Genomic DNA, 21,965 nt, shown 5'->3' with positions numbered 1-21,965 from the left:
CCTGGCCACCAACGGGGCGATAAATGACCGCCTACGGGGAGTATTCACTGGCCGCCGACACTGCACCATCAGGTTGGAAATGGCTCAGTGTGACCACGTTCAGTGTGGGTGGCTTCGTGCCGCCCCGCCCGCCCACCACTGCCTCAACTCATCGAGGCAACGAAGTCTTTCTCGCGTACCGTGTCGCCTTCAGCGGTAATGAACATGAACGAGGAAGACAGAACCTTGGCTACGGTACGTGCCCGATCGCCAAGCTCTGAATGATCTCGACCCGCGATCCACAGCTTCGCCACCGCACCACCGGATCCCATCTGCCAATCGACCAGCGATCCTGGCTGGGCGACGGCCTCAACCGCCAGTACCCCGGGCAATTGCAGCAGAGCCTTACGGGCGGGAGCTGCCTCCACGGACACCGCGCTCGGTGGTGCTTGGAAGAGTACACCCATGACCGCACGGTCCCACGTCAGCATTGGGGCGCGCGGTTGCGGGTCAGCACCGAGCGCGGAGGCGATGGCCCACGGCCCGACGTCAATACCCGCGCCGTACTGTACGAGTCGCCTGACGTAGCCCCCCAGCCGTCCGTTAACCTCGATCACCTCGGGAGTTGGCTCGGAGAGCTTGATCTCCACGTGGAAGGCACCGAAGCCGCCGCCGAGGGCGGCATGTGCGTCGACCGCCAGGTCGACCGCGGCCTTCTGGTCAGAGGCCGAGAGGACCGTGGGACCGATGATTCCTGTTTCCCGGCAGGGCCACGCAATCGGAGGTCGATCGGTGACGAAGGCCGAGAAGCCTTTCCGGTGTACAAACAACTCGACAGAGATGTAGTCTCCGACGTGCCGGTGAGCAGCGGGGCGAACGCCTTGGACGTACGTCTCCGCGACGAAGTCGTCCAGATCGCGGCGACCACCGGCCGCAGCGAGGAGGAACTGGTTCACGTCTTGCCGGGTGTTCAGAAGCCAGACGTCGCGACTTGCGGCGCCGCGACGAGGCTTGACGACCAGCGGGACACCTTGGCGGGTCACGAGTTGCTGAAGTTCGTGCGCGCTGTGGAAGCGCGAGGCGACGATCTTGGACAGCCCGTGTCGTACCAGTGAATCGCGTTGCATGTCCTTACGCCATCGGGAATCCCGATCGGGATCGTCGCCGCGCAGGACGGCGTTGACCGCATCGACGACAGCGCAATGGGGGTCCGAGAAGGTCGTTACCGCGTTGACGCCGAGATCACGCAGGAGTGTGGCGATGGCTTGGGGATCGTCCACACGCACGGCATAGGTCTGTGCGAGCGACTGGCAAAGCTCGATAAGGTCATTGTCGCCGGCATCGACGAGGTAAAGAAGCTCCGCCCGGCCGGCAGCGCTCCGCGCGATATCCACCGGCGACATCGAGCCGACGATGTCGCAGATCACCGCGAGCGCCGGTAAACGTGGCGGGTCCCCGGGCATTTCTGCCTCCCTATGCAGTGGCTGTCATGATCGTGTGGCATCGAGCAGGGCGTCCATCGTCGTGACGGCGGTGAAGACAGGCGCCAGCGTCGCGCCCCGGACATATTTGGCAGTAGATGCCTCGAGGCCAGCCCGGATCCTCGTCAGCCCGTGTGACGCGGCGAACCGCATCGGTGCGTGGAACACCAGCTCGGCGTACACCGCTTGTCGCTCGCGTGACGGTTCACCGGAGAGGCCCAGTTCGTGCAGCTCGAGCTCGTTTGACCACAGGAGTGCGGTGAGGACGCCCTCGATGTGCGCGGTACGGGCGTGGAAGACGAGCGGCTGGACGTGGGAGACCCGCGTCCAGTGGCTCATCCTCAACGCGACCAGTTCCGGATGATCGGGCAGGCCGAAACGCGCTTTGTGCGCCGCGATGAGGTAGACATCGGCCTCGAGCTCCTCGGGCCGGCGGTTTGTCCAGTCGTCGACCCTCGACACCACCTCATGGCGACGTATGGCGGCCAGGTCACGCTTCAGGACACTACGGATCTTACTTGGCAGCCTGGTGAGGTCTGCGAACGGCGGATAGAAGCTGGCCTCCGCGCCGAGTTGTCGCCAGCGGAGAGCGGGCCCCGCGTATATGTTCAGGAAGCGCCGGTCATGGTCGAAGATATAGGGAATGGCGACGTGTTGGACACCGGCGACGTCCGCAGCGTCCTGCAGGAGGGCCCGGAGTACCCAGGGCGTGCGGGCTCGCGGCGCGACATGCAGGGAGCTTCTCAAATCTGCCCGTCCGGCGAGGACGACCGTGCGACGTGGCTGCCAGGTTTCGGAGGCTTCCCGCCCGCTCGCCCAAACCGCCGGATCATAGGCCGGGTCTAGCCAACGACTCGCGCCGCAAAGATAGATCGGCGTGGCGGCTGCGATTCCCTCGGTGTCATGGACTACCGAGTACCGGGTCGTCCACCGCGTGTCGCGCTCAAGGCCGAGTAAACGGCTGTGTGTTCCGGCCGTGCCAATGCTCGGGTCGAGAGCGTCGAAGGGCTGCGGGTCCAGATCGCTCAACGTGTCGATGATCATGTGGAATCACTGAGGCCGGCCAAGTCGCTCACAAGTTCGTGCAGCTCCGGGTTGGCGAGCAAGCCCCGCGGGTCGGTGGCGATCCTCTGGGACTGCACCCGGGATCCGTCGCCCCATTCAAAGGCTGGTGCGGTGGCGGACTGGACTGCCAGGACGCGGCCGTCCCAATCTGGCGCGCCGGCCGGCCAGGAGGCCTGGGCGGTCAGGGCCAGGTATGCCAACCACGTGCGATAACGCCCGACCAGCTCCTCGACGAGATCCGTTCGGTCCTCCCTTTGGATCCGTTCCTCTTCGGCATTGCCGGACAGCCCGATGGGTCCGAGCCCATCGGCAACGCACCGTCTTAGCTCGGCGGACATCTGGTCTAGCGCCACCACCGGATCGGCGCGTATCTGCGCGGCATCGATCTGCCGGGGCACGTGCCGATCACCGCCGATTTTGACGACGATTTGATCGAACTCTCGGATGACGTCCTTAGCCGTGGTAGTCGCGGGCTCCACCATGACGAGGATCGGGGGCGGCTCCCCGCTGCGACGTACCGCCGTCACTACCTCAAGCCCGATCCCGGCGGCGGCGCAATAGGTGGCGATGAGACGCGGCGCACGTCTGTCGACGCGTTCGAGCAGTCCATCCACGTAGTGGCTGAGACGCGCCGGGATGTCGCCGCCGACGACCCGTTCCACGATGGCACTTTCGAGGAGTGCGCGTGGCCAGGCCTCGAACGAGGCCTCGGCGCGGTTGCCGGCGAAATCAATCAGGAGGAGTCCGCTACTCATGTCAGTCCAGCGGGACGGTCGGCTGGCTGGCCCGCAGTCAGCGCAGATCGGAGCCCAGCCACGGTGGGGTCGTCAACAAACGCGAGGAGGCTCACCCGGACACCCGTTTGGCGTCGGATCTGGTCAAGTACCCGCAGGGCCGCGAAGGAATCTCCGCCGATCTCAAAAAAGCTCTCATCGTCGGTGAAGTCGTCGCCGCCGAGCACATCCACCCAGATTCCGCGTACAAGTTCTGTCCCCGGGATCTGATCTTTTCGTTCGGTCTCGCTCATGAAGCACCTACCTGTCCTTATTTCGACACATCGACGGCCGCATCCGCATCGCGCGATGGGGATGAATCGCGGGGATCACCGGGGGCCGCCGCAGCGCTGTCGCTCGGCTCGGGTCTGCGTTCTAGGTTCCGTACGCCCGGCGCCGCCAGCGTGGCCAGGGTGGCGGCGGCGAAGACACCAGCGATGACCAACAAAGAACCGGTCGCGCCGACGGAGACGAACACCGCCGCGAGAAGGTACCCGAGCGGCCGCAAAGCGAAGGATCCAAAGTAGTCGAATGAGGAGACCCGGGAAAGGGCCTTGTCTGGGATCTCCTGTTGCAGGGCGGTGTACCACAGTGCGTCCGGAAAACTCATGGACACGCCCATCAGCAGGGCACAGGCGACGAGCGCCGGCGTAGGGGCGTCGAGAGCCAGCACCACGATCATCGGCACCACCAATAGTTCCTGGACGCGTGCCCAACGCAACAGGTAGCGCGGAGCGAGCCGCAGGGCCAGCGCATTTCCGCACAACGTGCCGACCGCGAGCCCGGCATTGATCGCCGCCCACTCCAGAGCTCCGTTGTCACGGTCAGCGAGGCGTGCCGGACCCAGCACCGTGAAGATGGCGAACACGAGGTTAAACAGTGCGAAGTAGCACACGGACGCCCAGACCCACGACCGCTTGGACACCTCGATCCAGCCTTCGCGGAGCTCTCTGAGGAATGGCTCTTGTTTACGCTCTACGGGGGGCAGGCGAAGTCCGAGCAGGAGCAGGGCGCTACCGAGATACGTCAGGCCGTCGATTAGCAGAGCCCAACCTGCTCCGACGGTGACGGTGAGCGTGCCGGCGACGATCGGACCGACGATGAACGCAACGTCGCGGGTCAGTGCGTTGAGCGCATTCGCCTGTTGTTTCATCCCCGCTGGGGCGGTCGCAGCAGTGAGACCGATCGTGGCGGGAAGAGAGAACGCCTGCGCCGCGCCGCTGACGACTTGAAGCATCACCATTGTCCATAACGGAGCCTCTCCTGCGAGGAGCAGAACACCGAAGATGGTCTGCATCAGGAAGCGGACCAAGTCCGTGGACATCATCAATCGGTCGCGGGGCAGTCGGTCGGCCCATACGCCGCCGACCGGCATCAGCACAAACATCGATAGGCTGTAGGACGCCATGACCACGGCGAGTGCGCTGGCCGATCCGGTCGTCTCCAGAACGCCGAAGGCCAATGCGACCGAAGACATGGTGGTGCCGGTCATCGACAGGGCCTGGGCGAGGAACCTACGCCGGAACGGCGGGTGCGCGAGGAGCGGTCGAACCTTCATGCCGTTGCCGCTTCCCTTCGCAGCCACCCGGACACCGTTTCGTCACTGATAACGAACAAGGCTGGAAACGGCATGGACTTCCATTCTCGGTAGTCGACCTCGCCGGTCGAGTTGAGGTGTGCCAGCCAAAGCGAGATCACCAGTCCGTGCGAAACCACTACGACATCCTCGCCCCTATGACGGGCCGCAATCGCCCGTAGTGCAGCATCGAACCGCCCGAGCGCCGCGTTCGCCGATTCCCAGCCGGGGGCGGGAGCGGTATGGCGTTCCTGGAAGAGCCGTCGCACCAGATCGTCATACTTCTCGCTCCAGCCGCCACGGCGCAACTCCACAAGACCATGGTCGGTTGCGATCGAATTGTCGGTCAGGGCACGCGCGGTCGCGACAGCCTTCAATTCCGACGAGCTGTACCAGTGCCGCAGTCGGTTCCAGTCCCGGTCGCCCGCCAGCGCTCGTGTCTGGTCGATGCCTTCCGGGTCTAGCGCCCAACGCTCGGCGGGAACCGCTGGGTCCTGGATGGTCTTCGCATGCCGGATCAACAGCAGCATCGTCAGCTAAAACTTCCTTTCGCACTCCATCCGCCCGCTGCGAGCACCTCCGACAGCAGCAGACCGACTGTTTCCGCCACCTCGTCCTTTGGCCGGCGTCCGTCGACCGTGGCAACTGCCGTTCCGTTCCTGAAGTAGCTGAGCAGTTCTGGCGGCGTACTGCCGAAGGCGTCGAGTCTCCGCTCGATGGTGGTTGGTTGGTCGTCGTCGCGGCGGCTCCCGGTGGTGTCCTTGCCGAGGTTGACGCCAGCGCGAGCCAGCATGCGCTGTCTTAGGGTTGCACGGTCGGCCACCAGATCAACGACCAGTCCCACCGGGCTTCCGACACCGCTCAGCAGAGCGGTGAGCATCTCGGCCTGTGTGACGGTTCTGGGGAAGCCGTCAATTACGAGAAGCCGACCATCTTTGTCGAGGACGGCCCGGCGAAGCAACCCGAACACGATCTCGTCCGGGACGAGATCGCCACGGCGTATGTGCCCGGCTGCGCATAGGCCTACATCGCTGCCAGACCCGACCTCGGCGCGCAGCAGCGCCCCGCTGTTGATGGCCGTCGCACCGAACCGCCGGGCCAGTACGCCGGCGAGCGTCCCCTTACCGACGCCGGGTGGGCCAAGTAGGACTACCGACAAGTTCAACGGCTCGCCTCGCTTTCATCCGGAAGGCCGGATGTCATTCGCCGATGCAGGATGCCTGTCGCGCACGCGAGGCCCCCTGCGCACTTGAGCAACTCGGGGCAGTGCACGGCCGCGACCACCTCGATGCCTGCGCGCGTGAGTGTGTCTTGGACGTCGCTCGAGCCATCGACGACCACGACGCGCCGAGGCCCCATGGTGACGAAGTTGATTGCCTGTCGGGCTGTCACGGATTCGCTCTCCGGCACCTCGACGACGGCGATGCCGACCTCGGCCAAGGTGTCCAGAAGCCGCCGAGGTGCGAGGCCCGTGCGGACCACCGCGAGATCGGACGCCACGACCTGCAGCAAGCCCAGGAGATGCTGGACCTCGGATGGGAGGTTGAACGCCACCGACGCAATGCCCTGCTCCCGTAGAACGTCGGCGACCTGGCTCGCACCCCTCTCGTTCGTGCGGTTGCCGACACCTATGGCCACCAGGTCCGGTCGCAGCCAGATGGCGTCGGCACCCTCGAAGCAGGCATCTCCGCGGATGGTGCGGACGATCGGCGCGCCCTCGGCACCGAGCGCCGCGGTAATCCATCGGGCCTCGGCGGCCCGGGGTTGACTGCCCATCCGCGCCACGATCGCACCCTCGGGGGTCATGAAGAACTGGTCGCGCACGAAGATACCGTTGTAAGCGGGCGAGCCAATCGCCGGCCACTCATAGTGGACAACCTCGACGCCGAGCGACTCGAGCGTCTGTGCGTACGCCTGGAGTTGGTGGCGCAGTCTCGGAAAACCAACCGGCCCCAGGTAGAGCGCATCATTCCAGTCGGCCGGAGCGGGCCAGGACTGGCATGGCAGGGAGAGGACGACACTCTGCAGCGGTGCCCATTCGCTGTTGCTGCCCGACCGCCGCCACAGCGCCCCGGCGCGCACGTCGTCAGCGTGGGTGCCGTGTCGCGGAAGCCAGCCCGTCCCGTGATACGCGGCGGGTCGACTCGCCCCCGACATCATGTCCACCGGCTGTCAGGCTCAGGTCCATATCCGAGCCGTGACGCCAAGTCGCGCAGTCGCGGATCGCCCAGGACGGGGCCGAGAACTGCGGCACGCTCGCGCCAGCGGCCCGGCGTGGGACGCTTCGTCGACATCAGGACGCGGTCCACCGAGTCAGCGCCGTCGGTCGGATCGATGCCGCAGAACTCAAAAATCCTTCGCAACGCCACCGCGCGGCGATGTAACCCGGCCATCACCTCCTCGGCCTGCATGCTTAGCCGCCGTGCTGGCGACGTGGCCAGGGCCGCCAGAATGCTGGAGTTGGCTTGGCACCACTGGAAGGCGCACACCTCCTGTAGCGGACGCCGCACGACGTCGCGCCAGGCCGGCGGCAGGTCGAAGTTCCACCACTCGCTGCCCCACAACGTCTCGGAGTATCCGTCGATGGCTAGGGTGGCGCGTCCGGAAAGATGATGGGAGAAGAAGCCACGGTCCCGCCATCCGTCGTACAGGCCGTTGACGGCGGCTGCAGGATTCCGGGTGAGATGGATGAATCGGACGTCGGCTCCTGACAGGAGTTTCTCCAGCAGGGCAACACGGTAGGCGTCGACCGATGCCTTAATCAGCAATGGCCGGCTTATCAGATCCTCGGGCGTCGCCGGGGCGGCCGGCTGAGGGACGACGAATGGCGGCTCCTCGATAACCCCGTCGGGCAGCGGCGGTGCCGTCGCGACGGTCGCCAGCGCCGGGAAATGCTTCCGTACAACGTCGCACGGTATGTCGTAGTACCGCGGGTCGATGTCCGCGCTACGCTGTCGGAGTTCATCGATGACCTTCAGGAGGAACTGGTCCTGGTCGAACTTCCCATCAAGCGACGTCCGCCTTAGAAGCTGTTCCTCGGCGACGTCGCGGACCTCCTCGACGCGGCTCGTGAGCACGGGCCATTGCGCGACGAGCCGCCTCGCTACCTGGCTGGAGTAGGCCAATGTCGGCCTGGGTCTTTGCCCACTATGGACGGTGCAGTCGGATAGTAGGTCGGCGAGGAACGTCTCACCGTCGGCATCCGGGTCGACATCGCCGTCGTGGGCGTCCGGCCACCCCGGCAATCCCATCGAATTCAATTTGTACAGATGGGTGTGTTCACCGTCGAGACAGACAAAGGAACCGGTGCGCCGGAGGAGATCGAACAACAGACTACTGCCGCTTCGCGACGACGCGAGAATCACCACAACGCGGCGGATATCAGCGACGACCGGAGTGGTGCCGCGTTCATTATTCGGCGGACCTACCCGGACGCGTGCGCGTCGCACCTCATCAATTATCGAAGAATGCACACCTGCCCCCGTTGTCGTCGCTTCCATGTCCTCGTCAGCAACAATCGGCTGACCTGGTTGGACATGGCGCGGCACTTGCACTTGCCGATCGGCGGCAAGGCGCTGATCGATCGATGTGTCACTCTACTGCACGATCGCTCGGCTTTGTCAACCCGCATAGTTGAGCTCCGGACGCCTGTGCCTCCAACCCCCGCACTCCCAATACCGTTAACTTACTGGTAGTGTGGTGTGGTCTATTATCTCTGCTCGTGGCGAGGGCTGGTCAGGTCAAGGCGGGGTCGCGGGTTCGGTTGCCGGATCTGGTGGGGGTCGGGGTGTTGACGGCGGCGTTCCCGCCGGAGTCGGTGGATCTGGCGATCGAGGAGTGGGATGCGCGGGAGCAGCGGTATCGGCTGCTGCCGGCTCGGTTGATGGCGTACTACGTGATGGCGTGCGTGTTGTTTCTCGACAGCGCGTACGTGGAGGTGTGGAACAAGCTGCTGGGTGGGCTGTCGTGGGCCCGGCGGTACCGGATGCGGCGGCAGGTGGGGATGCAGCCGTCGGCGGCGGCGCTGGCCAAGGCCAGGGTGCGGTTGGGGCCGGAGGCGATGCAGGGGGTGTTGGCGACCTCGATGCGGCCGATGGTGACCGACGCGGCCGCGGCGCCGTGGGCGTACTTCCATGGGTTGCGGAAGCTGGCCGCCGACGGGTTCACCATGAATGTGGCTCGGACGCCGGAGAACGCGGCGCATTTCGGGCTGCCCTCGAACTCGGCCGGACCGGTGGGGTATCCGCAGGTCCGGGTGGTGGCGCTGGCCGAGATCGGTACCCGCTGCCTGCAAGGCGCCGCCGTGGGCGTGCTGGCCACCGGGGAGCAGAACCTGGCCCGCACGTTGTGGCCACGGCTGGGAACCGGGGACGTGGTCGTGGCCGACCGTAACTTCCTGTCGTACGAGGACCTGACCGCGATCGTGGCCACCAACGCGCACGCGGTACTGCGAGTCAAGGCGGGGGTGGACCTGCCGGTGCTGCAGGTCCTGGCCGACCGCTCGTATGTGTCGAGGATCGCCGACCCGCAACAGGCACGACGGCTGCGCCGCCGCAAGACGAAGGTACCCCCTGAGCAGATCCCCGGCATCAGCGTCCGGGTGATCGAGTACACGGTGGAATCCGAGCCCGACGAGCACGGCAACCGTGAGGTCAGCGAACTGTTCTGCCTGGTCACCACCCTGCTCGACCCGGACGCCTACCCCCTGCGGGATTTCCCCGAGCTCTACCACGAGCGGTGGACCCTGGAGACCGCGATCGGTGACGTGGAGACCCGGCTGCGCGGCGGCGCCGAGGTCGTCCTGCGGTCCGGGCGCCCGGACCTGGTCTACCAGGAGGTCTACGCATTGCTCTGCGTCTACCAGGCCATCCGCGCGCTGATCGTCGCCGGTGCCGAACACGCCGACCTGGACCCCGACCGCATATCGTTCACCCGCACCGTGCAGGCAGCCGCGCGTCACGTCAGTGACGACGCGGCCTTTTCCCCCTGACGACCTGGCCGACCTGGTCGCCGACGTCATCTACGAGATCACCGACGAACGCAACCTCCTACCGGCCACGCCCCGCATCCGCAGTTTCGCCCGCCAACAACGCCAACCCGGACGCCGCTACCCCCGCCAGACAGACGACTACAAGAAACCCCTACCACCCCGCACCAAGATCAGGTTGTGGGTCCTTACCAGGCCAGACATGTTAAGTTGACGGTATTGCCCGCACTCCGGGTCGGCGCACCGGAAGAGGTCTCCTCGACACGCTGGTCCGCGCCAAGCTCCAGTTCACCAGCAAAGGCGCTCTGAGCCTGGTCAAAACGGGGTTTACAGCGAAGTTGGGCGATGCTAGAGTCACCCTTCTCTACGTAGCTAATGCTGCAGCCTTCCACGACGGGGGACGATTGTGTCTATGTGGAACCGGAGACGTCCTGGCCGATTGCGCGCTCGTACCGGGCTCATTTACGGTAGTGAACTTGCGACACGCTTGAGCTGTCGCGGAGGTCTCGGCGCGAGGTCACACCACGCGGTATCACATTCACCGCTGGCACCCCTCTCGCCAACCATTCAATCGCCGCGCGGCTGACCCGTCCGGCCGAGCTGCCTGCAGCTCGCAGGGCTGGGCCAAATCAATTGGCATGGGGCAGTCGATCGTCAACCGATCGCGGACCAGCCGCCGGGATCGATGCTTCGCTCATATCGATCAGTATGTCAGGAGATTCGGTGAGACGAGTTCTTGAGCCGGGTACATCGCCGGCCGCCGAGCAAACTCTGCCGGCGAGTGGATTGTCGGCCCAGCGGACTGCGATGGAGGAGATTGTGGCTGGTGTGTGGGAGGCCATCCTTGGCCAACCACCAGACCGCACTAGCGACTTCTTCCTCTCCGGCGGCGATTCACTGCTGGCCGCGAAGGTCACCGAGCGGCTCAAGTCCGTTCTCGGCGTGCGGCTCACGCTCGACTTGCTCTTCGATCACCGTCGGCTGACCGACTACGTCGCTGCGATTGAAGCGCACCGACGCGAGAACGAAGGAATCGGTGGCGACACGCTGACTCCCGTTCCGCGTGACGGGGATCTGCCGCTGTCGGCGCTACAGCAGAACCGCCTGCTGCGGGAGGCGCGCAACCTCCGCGAGGGCAGGAAGGCACCCTCGTTCGTGGTGCCGGTAGCGGTCGAGGTCGCGGCGCCCCTCGATGACGCGGATCTGACCGGAGCACTGCACCGGGTCGTCAAGGCCCACGAGGCCCTGCGTACAGGGTTCCGGCTGGACGTCTCCGCCGGCACCGCCACCCCGATTATCGTCGAGGACATCACCCTCGACGTCGCCGTACACGATCTCGGCGACTGCCCCGTCGGGGACCGGACTGTGCTCCTACGTCAAATCCAGAGCGAGTTGCTGCGCGAGCCACTTCCACGGGACGCCCCGCCACTGCTGCGCGCAGCGATCGCCCGCTTCACGCGCACCAACGCCGTCCTCTTGCTGGCCGTCGATCACCTGGTGTTCGACGGCTGGTCCGCGGAGGTTCTCCTCTCCGCTTTAGCCGAAGACCTGTCCGGCCGTCATGCCCAGCCGTCCGCGCTTCAGTTCATCGACTGGGTGGCATGGCAGCGCCGGCAGCTGTCGGGCGCGAGATGGGAGCAACAGCTCGCCTATTGGCGTTCGAAGCTCGCCGGGACGCAGCCATTCCCCCCGCTATCACTGCCCGCCCCCGCAGCGTCCGTCGGCAGCCATCGATGCTGCGAGGCCGCGGTGTCCATCGACGGCACGACCGAGGCCGGGCTGCGGAAGGTGGCCCGCGACGCCGGCGCGACGATGTTCATGACGGTTCTGACCGCTGTCGCCGCAGCGTGGCAGCGCGCCTCTGGGGACGCGGACGTCGTTGTGCACAGTCCGACAGCTAACCGAACCGGCGTGGACGTGGAGCAGATGATCGGCTGGTTCGCCCATTCGATCGTGCTACGCCTCCGTCCGGATGTGGGCGCTCCTGGGCGCAGCCGCCTTGTCCAGGTCCGGCAGCAGGTGCTGGAAGCACTCCTGCACCAGGACATTCCGCTCCCGATGCTGGTCAAGGCACTGCAGCCGGACAGTTTCGGCCGAGCGGCCCGCCCGGCCCGCCTCTTCTACGCATATGAGCCATACGACGACGCTCAGTGGTCGGTGCCGGGCGGGTGGCTGCGGCGGCTGCAGTTCGATGAGGTCGATAGCTTTGCCGAGCCCGGCCTGTCCTTCTTCGTGCGGCAGAACGGCGGCGGCGGACTCACCGTGCGGATCGTGTTCAATCAAACGGCCGTCGATCCTGGGTTCGTCGACTCCCTGGCCCAGGGTATAGCCGCCGAACTCGACGAGCTCGCACTCGAGGGACAGTGATGACCGCCCTGCGGACGCGCCCCATCTACTTTGACAACGCCAGCACTTCGTTCCCGAAGCCGGATCTCCTCTGGGAGACGACCCGCCAGTACCTCAACGAGGTGGGCGCCAGCCCCGGCCGGGGATCCCATAGCCAGGCACGGCAGGCGAAGCGGATCGTGGATGAGGCTCGCGCGGCCCTGGCCCAGGTGGTCGGTGTAACCGATCCTTCGAGAATTGCCTTCACCCTAAACGCTACGCACGCGCTCAACATCGCCATTCGCGGTTCACTGGCGCCCGGTGACCACGTGATCACGACGGACATTGAGCACAACTCCGTACTGCGCCCTCTGGAGGAGCTGCGACTCGCTGGCAAGTGCACTTACACCGTCGTACGCACGGCGCCAGATGGGACGTTCGACCTCGCCGCCTTCCGCGCCGCGCTGCGACCCGAGACGAAACTAATGGTCGTTAACCATGCATCCAACGTGACCGGCGTCGTCGCTCCCGTGGCCGAACTCGCCGCGATCGCTCGGGCACATGGCGCCCTGTTCCTGCTCGACGCCTCACAGACAGCTGGGTTCCTCGATATCGAAGTTGACGAGCTTGGGGTCGACATGCTGGCGCTCACAGGGCACAAGTCGTTGAAGGGACCGCCTGGGACAGGCGCCCTGTTCGTGCGGCATCCTCTCGACATCCGGCCCTTGGAGGTCGGGGGTAGCGGCGTCAACTCCCAGTCCCTACGCCATCCAGCCACCATGCCGGACAAGCTCGAGGCGGGCACGGCGAACTATCTAGGTATTGCTGGACTCGGCGCGGTGGTGGCGACGTTGACACCCGCTGGAATCGCGGCCGATCGTGCTGCTGCCCTCACACTCATGCAAGCATGCCTGGCGAGCCTGCGCACAATGAGTGGCATCACGGTCTACGAAGTCCGACCGGACCTGCCTCGCGTTCCGGTCATCTCGCTCAATATCGAGGGCTTGTACGCCAGCGAGGTGAGCGCCTTGCTCGACGAGCGGTTCCAAATCATGACACGAGCCGGTCTGCACTGCGCGCCCCTCATTCACCAAACGCTCGGTACGACCCCGCACGGAACGCTGCGTATCAGCGTTGGCAGCGGCTCCACCGCAGACGATATCGACCGGTTGATCGAAGCGCTCGATTCGATACGTGAGCAGGCAGTCCCAATGGGCGTCCGGTGAATGATCACGATGCACTCCGCGAGGCGTACGACCGGTGTGCCGATACCTACGGCAAGGTGCGAAACCGACGTTACGACAAGTTCCGGAACGCCAGCCTCGGCTGGTTCGCTGAGGAGGTTCGCCAGGTCGGCGACCGAGTTCTTGATTTGGGGTCAGGACCGGGGCACGAGGCTCTGCTAATCAAGGGAAAAGGACTGGACCCGCTCGCGATCGACTTCTCACCCCGAATGGTACGCAACTGTCGCGAGTGCGGCGTCGAGGCCCTCCAGATGGACCTGTACGACCTGCACCTTCCCGAAGCTGAGTTCGCCGGTGCGTGGGCCTCCTTCTCCCTTCTCCACTTGCCCAAGAAAGACATGTCGGTCGTGCTGAGCGAGATCCGCCGAGCGTTGCGCCCCGGGGGCGTCGTCGCCGTACTGCTGTTCGAAGGATCTGGCGAGGGCCCGCGCCATGAGGACTACGAAAAGTTTGGGGTCGCCCGCTACTTCTCCTACTACCGCCCAGCCGAGCTGAAGACAGTGATAGGTCGGCAGTTCACAATTATCCGGGAGGACCGGCTGGCCGGCTCTCCCCGTCCACGCTGCTCGTCGCCGGTCGGCGCGATAACTGAGACAACATCGAACCAGGAGGAGTCTCCTTTGAACGCCAACACCTACGAGAATATCCTGGGGCAGTACAGGCGCGGATGCGTCTTCTGCGACCCGAACCCTCAACTGCTACTCGCGAGCACCGAGCACTTCGGCGTGTGCTTCGACGCGGCCCCGCTCACGCCCGGCCACCTGATCATCTTCTCGCGAGAGCACTACGGCTGCGCAGGAGAGGTGCCGCCGGAACTTCTCGGTGAACTCACCGCCTTGCGCACGGAGATCAAGGACCGCATCCGCGACCGGTGGGGGTCTGTCACACTCTACGAACACGGACGCGTCGGCCATTGCTTGTCGGACGGACCGGAGCACCGGTTGTGCCATCACTTCCACCTCCACTGCGTACCGGGCGATATCGATGTCGCTGACGAACTCGTTTCGCGCTTCGACCATCTTCCGGTCACGGACTACGCGGACCTGCCGGAGATCTACGCGGACCACGGTGACTACCTCTACCTTGAGACCGACGCCGGGAAGATGTCCTACCTAGTGGTCAACGAGGAGATTGAGCGTCACCTGCTGCGCACGCTGATATCCGCCAAGAGCGGGTACCCGGACCGCGCCGACTGGCGGAAGTACACCGACTACTCGGTGCTCGAGGAAGGGATGGCCGTGCTGGGCCATTCGCCGACATCCGTCGGTAGTTAGCCGCCAGTCGAGCCTCTGACGTCCGTAACCCCCTCCCCTCCAAGGAGCGCCCGTGCTCGCATCCTGGCGTCGTCACCGCGCCTGGCATAAGATCAACTTTCGGCGGACTGAAACGCTGCTCGCCGCCGAATTCCTGCATGGCCTCTATCAACGACACAACCCGTTTCTGAACCCTTTTCGATTCGCCAACACCGCGGTCGTCTTCGCGCCCTGGGAGACGACCAGCTATGCCCCGACAGAGGAGTGGGAACGGCTTGCCCGGCGCTTCGGAGCCCGCTTTCTGCTTGAACCCGAGGCCACTGCGGCGGAACTCGAGCAGGTGTTGACGAATAGACGGCCACGATCGAGGGCTCTCGCCGCCGAACTCGAGGACATGACCTTCGCGGAACTCGACGACGCCACCCTGCTTTCGGCGCTCGTGCGACTTCAGCACGTGCCGCTTGGCGAGATCTACGAGGTGAATCTTGTGCAGGTGGAGCATGCTCTACATGCTGCGTCACGGGCTCTCGCTTCCGAATACCTGCCCGACGCCTCCGCCGCTGACCGATATCTGGCGGCGCTTTCCACATCGGCAGAGACTACAGCCGCCGGAGATGCCGACGAAGCATTTCTGGACCTGGTGCGCCGGCACCGCGCCGAAGGCGGGCTGGATCCGACCGAGGAACGGGCGGCGCTTTTGGAGATTGTCGAGCGGCACACCGCTTTGGGTTCCGCCTATGGCGCGCAGACGGTCACGTACGAAGGCGTCGCGCACCGGTTCCGCCAGTTCGTAGAGCTTCCCGAGGATCAGCTGCGCCACTGGCTGCAACGGAAGACGGAGCTACCCGAACCGGTCATCGATGACCCTCGGCTCAATCGTCTGCTCGGATTGCTCCGATACACCGGTGAAGTCCGCGACCGCAACAAAAAGTTGCTGGGATCCGTTACCCGGCATCGTCTTCCGCTGCTGACCGAGATCGCCGGTCGTACCGGCACGGACCTTCAGGAGTTGCGCCTCTACCTACTCGAGGAGATCATCCGCTTGGTCGAAGACGCCGCCCATGTGCCGGGACCGGTGATCGACCGCCGCCGGGCCGAGGGCGTCGTCCTACGGCGGCACGAGGGGATGGACTGGCCCGACGACTGCGGGCTGCCGGACGGTGTCCTGCGCCCGATGCACCTCGACGGCTGGGGACAGCAGGAGCTTCGTGGACTGTGCGCTGCGCCGGGACGGCACACCGGCGTGGTACGGAACGTTTCTTCCGCCGCCGACCTGACTCGAATGCAGGTCGGAGACGTGATCGTCGCTCCCGGCACCGACTTCGACCTGATTCTCCTCCTGCGGATGGCTGGCGCCATCGTCACCGAGGAAGGCGGGCTCCTGAGCCACTCCGCGGTCGTCGCGAGAGAGAGGGGCATCCCGTCTCTGATCGGGGTAGCCAGGGCCACCAAGTTGCTGCGCGACGGCGAGGTTGTCACGGTCGATGCGGATCGCGGGTTGGTCATCACCAATCGAGATCGGATCATTGCCGCGGCTGTCCCTCACGGTCCAGGTGCCGACGACGCCCTGCTCCTGCCGCTCAGCGACGACCTCAATCTGCACACCATCGGGCGCAAGGCGGCCGGGCTTCTCGCGATCCGCGCCGCAGGCCACACCACTCCTGCAGACGCGATGGTGGTGCCGACAGCCGTCTGCGACCAGATCCGGGCCGAGATGCCAACGGGCGGCAGCGACACTGCCACCCGGCTGGCCCAGCGCATCGCAGCAAGATTCGCCGGGGACCGGGTGTCGCTGCGGTCTAGTTCGCTGCTCGAGGACATGCCGGACGGCACCGCCGCCGGCGTCTACCATTCCGAGGCCGGGGTCGAGACGAAGCCCGCCGTCCTCGTAGATGCGATTCACCAGGTCGTGAGCAGCGGCACCGGCGACAGGTCCCGCGCGTACCACGGGCTGCGCGATCACGACGGCGAAGCAGGGATCGCGATCCTCGTTACTCGGTACGAGCGATTCACCTACCAGGGCACTGCCGTGTCCCACAGCCCCTGGGACGGCGCCTACGTCATGGTCGAGTACTACGAGTCCGACGGCACTGGCGGGTGCCCGGATCGGGGTGGGGAGATCGTCCATTTCCCACATGCCGGCCTGGCAGGGACGTCCGCACCACCCCCGGTGCCGCATCTCGTTTCCGATCTGGGCTTGGTCGCGAGCCTGACGCTGAACCTCGCGAGCAGGTTTGACGGACCGATCGAGGTCGAGTGGGGCATCCGCGATCACGTTGTGACCCTGCTGCAGGCCCGTCGGCTCCACGCGTCGGAACCGGCCCGGTCGGAGAGCCGCGCCTTCGATACCAATTACGAGGAGGACCAATGGCACGCTTGGACGCGCTGTACCCAGCGGCGGCCGAGAAGGTGATGGTGATGCCGAAACTCCCGACCCCACGATTCCCGGAGGCGGCATCGGTGCGTAACAACACCAGCGCCCGGAAGTTCTACGGCGAGCGGCTCATCGCCGAGTACGAGGTGGCCGGCTCCACCGACCGGCTCGGGGTCGTGGACAAACTGTTCCCACACAGTCGATATGACAGCATGCTGTTGGCCTCCAACGACGACATTCGCACGGCGACCACGGAACTCGCTGCGGCTACGATCGATGCGATCTTCTCACTTGGACACCGCTTTGTTCGCTACCTGAGCGACCCGACGACGACGGAGCGGTTCGGGCTACACGGTGCCGAGGTCCACCTCTGCTACAACTTCGACCGCGACACGATCGATCGCGAGAACGCGATGTTCTACGACAAGAGATTCCACCTCCACCTCAACTGCTGGCCCGGTCGGGACCTTGAGGCGGTCTCCGGCCTGCCGTACCGTGACCTCGACGACCGCCTCCTACGCCTGCGGCTGATCGACCCGATCGCGTTTCTCGCGCCACGGGTCATCCGCGACAAGCTCGGTCCAACGGTTGCCGGGCATCGAGTCATTGTCGACCCAGCCGAGATCCCACAGGCCCCGGTCGGTCTAGCGCTGCAGTTGCCGGGCTGGAGCGCGCTGTCCGACGGTACGGTTCCGGCCATCGTTCGTACGCTTCACGAGGCGGCCAGCGCCGCCTACGCCGAAGTTCGGTCGGCGTTCACCGGTGGACAGTTGGTGGCCCGGCCACGCACGAGGCCGCCGCTCCTCTCCTCAACCGATATTCGCAAGCGGTTGGGACGTTATCGCTGGTTGAGCAGCGACACCCGCGCCGAACTGCTGCGACTCGCCTCACTGCTTGACTCGCTGGACGAGTCCGAGGTAGCCGCCCGGTGCGACCACCCAGCCCGAGCGACCACCGGCCTAGCTCTCGACGGCCTCGACTACTCCGTCGGCATCTTCTGCCGGCAGGCCCATTCGACGAGTTATCCCCTACTCGACGCTCCCGAGATCGTGCTGGTCATGCAGTGCAGGCTCTTCAGCGACGTCGGAGGCGCCGGCATCCCTCCGCTGCGGGGAGTCAGCGCTGTCCGGCTCGACCGGCGCTCCGGTACGGTCATGACCGAGGAGGAGATCAAGCAGCGATCAGCCTTCCGGGACGGGTACCTCGAGTTCGGTCCGGGCGAGGCAGCTGCCCGCGGCGTACTAAGCCGAGTGGCGCCGTGAATGGGCCCTTTTTGCCAGTTGCCGGCTGTCGCTGGCCGCGCCGCTCTCTGCTCCCGGTTCTGGAACGCAACGACCGACCGAACCCCAACCACGCGAACGTGCCCGACGACATGCAGGTAGGCGGAAGGCCGTACCTGCTAAGCGTGCGCGACGCTCTGACCCAGAAGGTCGGCCGCGGCTTGCATCCCGACACCAGCCGGCAACCCACGACTTGGGGAGGACTCGCTCGCCTAAGCAATGTGCAAGCCGGTGAGGGGGTATGACCACGATGGCCGATCACCCGTGCACGGACGAGCCCGAGCGACAGGTAGGACAAGGCGTGCACGATCTCGTTGCCAAGTGGGTCCGACAGACCCCGAACGCGCCGGCAGTGCGGCATCCAATAACCGGGCAATCACTCAGCTACGCCGAGCTTTGGCATCAGGCCGGACTGATGGTCGACGACCTCGCCAACCGACGTGTTGGCCAAGGCAGTGTCGTGGCCGTTCGGCTACCACGCTCCGTCGACCTGATCGTGGCACTGCTCGGCATCGTCCGAGCGGGGGCGGCATACCTGTGCTTGGACGATGCCGCACCGCCGGACCGACTCGCGGTGATGCTTGACCAGGCTGCGGCGGCGCTGGTGGTACATCCACCCGGGCAGGACTCCCGCGCGGCGACCCGTGGCTTGCGGCTAGTGCCACACGCGACACGCACCCAACCCGCGACGCGCGGTCCTGTCAGTGGAGACGACGCAATCTACGTGATGTTCACCTCTGGCTCAACCGGGACGCCAAAGGGGGTGATCGTGCCACATCGCGCCGTCCGTCGACTTGCGGTCGAGCCCCTGTTCTGCACGATTGAGCCGGGCGACAGAGTCGCCAACGGCTCCAACCCTGCATTTGACGCCGCGACATTCGAGATCTGGAATACGCTGGTAGCTGGTGGCACCATCGTTGTCTTTCCCGCCTTGACGGGCGTCACGTTCAGCCGATGGGCTACATTGCTGGCGGATGAGTCCATCTCCACGATGTTCCTTACGACCTCGCTGTTCCACCTGATCGCCCGCGAACGGCCTGAGGTGTTCCGGACCCTCCGCACCCTTGTAGTCGGTGGCGAGCAACTCGAGTTGGCGGCTGTCCGCCGGGTGTTGGCCGCCGGTCCGCCCACACGGCTGGTCAACGGTTACGGTCCCACCGAGACCACAACCTTCGCAGCGTACTTCGACTGTACGGAGGAGAGCCTGGCTGGTCTGGACCGCGTCCCGATCGGTATCCCGCTACAGAACACATCGCTGCAGATCCTCGATGGCGAGCTAAAGCCGGTACCAGCCGGCGAAACCGGTGAACTCTGCGTGGGTGGTCCTGGAGTCGCCATCGGCTACCTCAACCGCCCGGAACTGACGGCCGAGCGGTTCGTACGTGAACCCAGCAGTGGATGCCGCATCTACCGGACAGGCGACCTTGCTCGGCTGCTACCGAGCGGGGCGATCGAGTTGCTCGGCCGGATGGATCGGCAAGTGAAGCTCTGGGGCTTCCGCATCGAGTTGACTGAGATCGAATCTGCGGTCATGGCCACTGGCCAAGTCGACGCCGCCTTCGTCGAGACGACGGGCTCCGGTGCCGACGCCATGCTGGTCGGTTTCGTGCTCCCGACTCAACCAGTCGAAGAACCCAGCGAATTCCGCCGTTCACTCAACAACGCGCTCCGTCGACGCCTGCCCGGATACATGATCCCGGCAAGGTGGATTTTCCTGTCTCAGGTTCCGCTTGGCGCTACAGGCAAGGTCGATCGCAGCCGACTCGTGACACTCCTTTCGGAGGCTCCGTGACAGGCCGTGGTTCTCGTCATTCCGTCACGTCAATCCGCGGTGGAAGGCGTCGAGTTTCGGGTAGTGGTGCCCGGGGAGGTCGGTCGCGACGGCCTGGAAGCGTTGCCCGCGACGTTTCTCGATCTCGGATGCCTGCTTGCGGTGTTTCGGGTGCAGCGGTTCGGTGCGGGCCAGGGTTCGCATCTTGTCTGGCCAGCCGTCGGCGAGATCGAGGATCTCGGTGAGTTCGGTGACGTGCGCGCCGGAGCGGACGGTGCCTTCCGCGGTCAGCGCGGGTGCCCACACCCCGGCTGGGACCTTCGTGATGGCGGTGCGCACGTTATCGGTGACGTCGAACCCGACGCTGTAGTGCCAGAGAGGAGCGCGCTCGACTGAAGGAACTCGAATGTCGCAACCGGGAACTCGAAATGGAGAACAGCTTCCTGAAAAAAGCCGCGGCGTACTTCGCGAAGGACCCTCGGTAACGAGCTTGTACGAGTTCATCGAGACGATGCGATTTGAGGGGCCTCGAGTTTTCCGGACAGTGGTTCGGCCGGTCTTTCACGCCGCGATTTGAAGGTTCTCGAACTCTGCGTGGACTTCTCGGGGAGGTCGGTAGCCCACCGCTGAATGCAGACGCTGACGATTGTACCAGAATTCGATGTAGGCAGTAACGTCCCGGCGTGCCGCCTCACGCGTGGGATACTTCACACGCGACACGCGTTCGTTCTTTAGCGCACCAAAGAACAATTCCGCCATTGAAGTGATCTCACCGACTTTCGGGTAGATATTTGTATTCGAAGTGGGTCAGGTGTAGTGCTGCCGCGACGATGTCGCCGATTCCGCTTGGGCTGGCGGTGGTGTGGCGTAGCGCTTTCCACCGTCCGACGAGGATGGCGAAGCCGCGTTCGCCCTGGCAGCGTAGGCCGCGCAGGAGTCGGTTGTAGAAGCGGTTGTCGGGGGCGAGCCGGCTGCCGTCGGTGGGCTGCTTGACCGGGGTCTTGATGCCCTGGCCTGCGTTTTCGTAGCCGGAGTCGGCCAGTGTCGGCAGGCCGAGGGTAGCGGCGGCCCAGTTCAGTGCGGCGGTGACGCCGAGGGTCTGGGCGCAGGTCAGGTCGTGCAGGTGTCCGGGCATCGCGGCAGAGGTCCAGATCGGCAGTCCGTCCGGGCGGGTCACCGATTGGACGTTCGCGCCGAAGTCGCGGTGCTTTCCGGAGTACCAGGCGTCGATCGTTTCGCCTTTGACGGACAGGGTGGTCTCGGCGAGCCGGTCGCAGTCGAACAGTTTGCCGTCGAGGATGACGTGGGACCAGCCGTCGGCGGCTACCCGGCGCAGGACGGCGTGTAGATCCTCGGCCTGTGCGGTGAGGACCGCGATGCCCTCGGTCAGGTAGCGGTAGGAGGTTGCCCGGGAGATGCCGAAGCCGGCTCCGATCAGCGCGATGTCCTCGCCCTTGCGGAACCAGACGAGCACGAGTAGTGCCTGGTAGAAGCAGGTCAGCGCCCGAGTCTTCTTCCGGGTGCCGCGGGCGCGGCGTTCGGCGTGCAGCAACCGCGCCACGTGCTGCACCAGTTCCCTTGGGACGTCGACCATGGCACGATATGTCAGCACGTGGAGCCTCTCGAAGACGTGGATCTGTCGCAAGACCTGTCTATCGATGGCTCCACGTCTGTTTCGAGGACCGTCCGGTACTACCGATATGACCGTGTCGTACCGGATTAACCGGCATTCCTTGCTGAGATCAGTTCATTGCATTGTCGAAACAAATTCCGGTCCGGCCAGCAGATCGCCGCAACCTCAGCCTCGATCCACCGACGCGGTTCGTCTTGAGCTCGGTTGAGTAGTTTCGGTATTGG

The 21,965-nt window shown here is 65.2% G+C and carries 20 protein-coding genes; 8 read left to right on the top strand and 12 right to left on the bottom strand.

The features are described 5' to 3' along the window. Positions 1-143 precede the first annotated feature (143 nt). The 9 genes from ACFHWT_RS29475 to ACFHWT_RS29435 form a co-directional block, all read right to left on the bottom strand. Complete coding sequence (locus ACFHWT_RS29475; RefSeq protein WP_416597923.1) at positions 144-1,442, bottom strand: ATP-grasp domain-containing protein; 1,299 nt, start codon at positions 1,440-1,442, stop codon at positions 144-146. Positions 1,443-1,466: 24 nt separating this feature from the next. After that, the gene (locus tag ACFHWT_RS29470; protein WP_416597922.1) at positions 1,467-2,504 is read right to left on the bottom strand and encodes a hypothetical protein; all 1,038 of its coding nucleotides are present in this window, start codon (positions 2,502-2,504) and stop codon (positions 1,467-1,469) included. After that, positions 2,501-3,280 carry a hypothetical protein gene (locus ACFHWT_RS29465; protein ID WP_416597921.1) on the bottom strand — a complete coding sequence of 260 codons (780 nt, stop codon included), beginning with the start codon at positions 3,278-3,280 and terminating at the stop codon, positions 2,501-2,503. The genes ACFHWT_RS29470 and ACFHWT_RS29465 overlap by 4 nt, the downstream gene beginning before the upstream one ends. Continuing rightward, positions 3,277-3,552, bottom strand: a complete 276-nt coding sequence (locus tag ACFHWT_RS29460; RefSeq protein ID WP_416597920.1) for an acyl carrier protein — start codon at positions 3,550-3,552, stop codon at positions 3,277-3,279. Before ACFHWT_RS29460 ends, ACFHWT_RS29465 begins: the two co-directional genes overlap by 4 nt. 17 nt (positions 3,553-3,569) lie before the next feature. Beyond that, on the bottom strand, positions 3,570-4,856 hold the full coding sequence (locus ACFHWT_RS29455; protein WP_416597924.1) for an MFS transporter: 1,287 nt from the start codon (positions 4,854-4,856) through the stop codon (positions 3,570-3,572). Further along, entirely contained in the window at positions 4,853-5,404 is a 552-nt protein-coding gene (locus tag ACFHWT_RS29450; protein WP_416597919.1) for a histidine phosphatase family protein, read from the bottom strand. The genes ACFHWT_RS29455 and ACFHWT_RS29450 overlap by 4 nt, the downstream gene beginning before the upstream one ends. A gap of 2 nt (positions 5,405-5,406) precedes the next feature. Continuing rightward, the gene (locus ACFHWT_RS29445; protein ID WP_416597918.1) at positions 5,407-6,039 is read right to left on the bottom strand and encodes an adenylate kinase family protein; all 633 of its coding nucleotides are present in this window, start codon (positions 6,037-6,039) and stop codon (positions 5,407-5,409) included. Further along, positions 6,036-6,956, bottom strand: a complete 921-nt coding sequence (locus ACFHWT_RS29440) for a dimethylarginine dimethylaminohydrolase family protein (protein ID WP_416597917.1) — start codon at positions 6,954-6,956, stop codon at positions 6,036-6,038. The genes ACFHWT_RS29445 and ACFHWT_RS29440 overlap by 4 nt, the downstream gene beginning before the upstream one ends. A gap of 74 nt (positions 6,957-7,030) precedes the next feature. Next, entirely contained in the window at positions 7,031-8,323 is a 1,293-nt protein-coding gene (locus ACFHWT_RS29435; protein WP_416597916.1) for a hypothetical protein, read from the bottom strand. 272 nt (positions 8,324-8,595) lie between these two features. Between ACFHWT_RS29435 and ACFHWT_RS29430 the strand changes: the two genes are divergently transcribed. From ACFHWT_RS29430 to ACFHWT_RS29395, 8 genes are all read left to right on the top strand, one after another. Further along, positions 8,596-9,864 carry an IS4 family transposase gene (locus tag ACFHWT_RS29430; RefSeq protein ID WP_416597915.1) on the top strand — a complete coding sequence of 423 codons (1,269 nt, stop codon included), beginning with the start codon at positions 8,596-8,598 and terminating at the stop codon, positions 9,862-9,864. Next, complete coding sequence (locus tag ACFHWT_RS29425; RefSeq protein ID WP_416597914.1) at positions 9,839-10,075, top strand: hypothetical protein; 237 nt, start codon at positions 9,839-9,841, stop codon at positions 10,073-10,075. Before ACFHWT_RS29430 ends, ACFHWT_RS29425 begins: the two co-directional genes overlap by 26 nt. A 605-nt stretch (positions 10,076-10,680) precedes the next feature. Continuing rightward, complete coding sequence (locus ACFHWT_RS29420; RefSeq protein ID WP_416597913.1) at positions 10,681-12,228, top strand: condensation domain-containing protein; 1,548 nt, start codon at positions 10,681-10,683, stop codon at positions 12,226-12,228. After that, positions 12,228-13,412 (top strand): aminotransferase class V-fold PLP-dependent enzyme, encoded by a 1,185-nt coding sequence (locus ACFHWT_RS29415; RefSeq protein WP_416597912.1) that lies wholly within the window; start codon positions 12,228-12,230, stop codon positions 13,410-13,412. Before ACFHWT_RS29420 ends, ACFHWT_RS29415 begins: the two co-directional genes overlap by 1 nt. Next, positions 13,409-14,704: a methyltransferase domain-containing protein gene (locus ACFHWT_RS29410; protein WP_416597911.1), complete on the top strand. Its 1,296-nt coding sequence runs from the start codon at positions 13,409-13,411 to the stop codon at positions 14,702-14,704. The genes ACFHWT_RS29415 and ACFHWT_RS29410 overlap by 4 nt, the downstream gene beginning before the upstream one ends. Before the next feature lie 52 nt (positions 14,705-14,756). After that, complete coding sequence (locus ACFHWT_RS29405) at positions 14,757-17,096, top strand: PEP-utilizing enzyme (RefSeq protein WP_416597910.1); 2,340 nt, start codon at positions 14,757-14,759, stop codon at positions 17,094-17,096. After that, positions 17,051-18,319: a hypothetical protein gene (locus tag ACFHWT_RS29400; RefSeq protein ID WP_416597909.1), complete on the top strand. Its 1,269-nt coding sequence runs from the start codon at positions 17,051-17,053 to the stop codon at positions 18,317-18,319. The genes ACFHWT_RS29405 and ACFHWT_RS29400 overlap by 46 nt, the downstream gene beginning before the upstream one ends. Positions 18,320-18,578: 259 nt before the next feature. Continuing rightward, positions 18,579-20,129, top strand: a complete 1,551-nt coding sequence (locus ACFHWT_RS29395) for an amino acid adenylation domain-containing protein (protein ID WP_416597908.1) — start codon at positions 18,579-18,581, stop codon at positions 20,127-20,129. 24 nt (positions 20,130-20,153) lie between these two features. Here ACFHWT_RS29395 and ACFHWT_RS29390 read toward each other — a convergent pair whose 3' ends face one another. From ACFHWT_RS29390 to ACFHWT_RS29380, 3 genes are read right to left on the bottom strand one after another with little or no spacing between them, the layout of a single operon-like run. After that, complete coding sequence (locus tag ACFHWT_RS29390) at positions 20,154-20,612, bottom strand: hypothetical protein (RefSeq protein ID WP_416597907.1); 459 nt, start codon at positions 20,610-20,612, stop codon at positions 20,154-20,156. A 57-nt stretch (positions 20,613-20,669) separates the two neighbouring features. Next, positions 20,670-20,867 carry an IS3 family transposase gene (locus tag ACFHWT_RS29385; protein ID WP_416597906.1) on the bottom strand — a complete coding sequence of 66 codons (198 nt, stop codon included), beginning with the start codon at positions 20,865-20,867 and terminating at the stop codon, positions 20,670-20,672. Positions 20,868-20,877: 10 nt separating this feature from the next. Continuing rightward, positions 20,878-21,702, bottom strand: coding sequence for a transposase family protein (locus ACFHWT_RS29380; RefSeq protein ID WP_416597905.1), 825 nt, complete (start codon positions 21,700-21,702; stop codon positions 20,878-20,880). Between the last annotated feature and the right edge of the window lie 263 nt (positions 21,703-21,965).

Source organism: Micromonospora sp. LOL_021 (assembly GCF_048060215.1).
In the GTDB taxonomy this organism is placed as follows: domain Bacteria; phylum Actinomycetota; class Actinomycetes; order Mycobacteriales; family Micromonosporaceae; genus Micromonospora_E.
The sequence above is the reverse complement of the archived record's forward strand: the minus strand, read 5'-3'. Positions and strand labels throughout refer to the sequence as shown.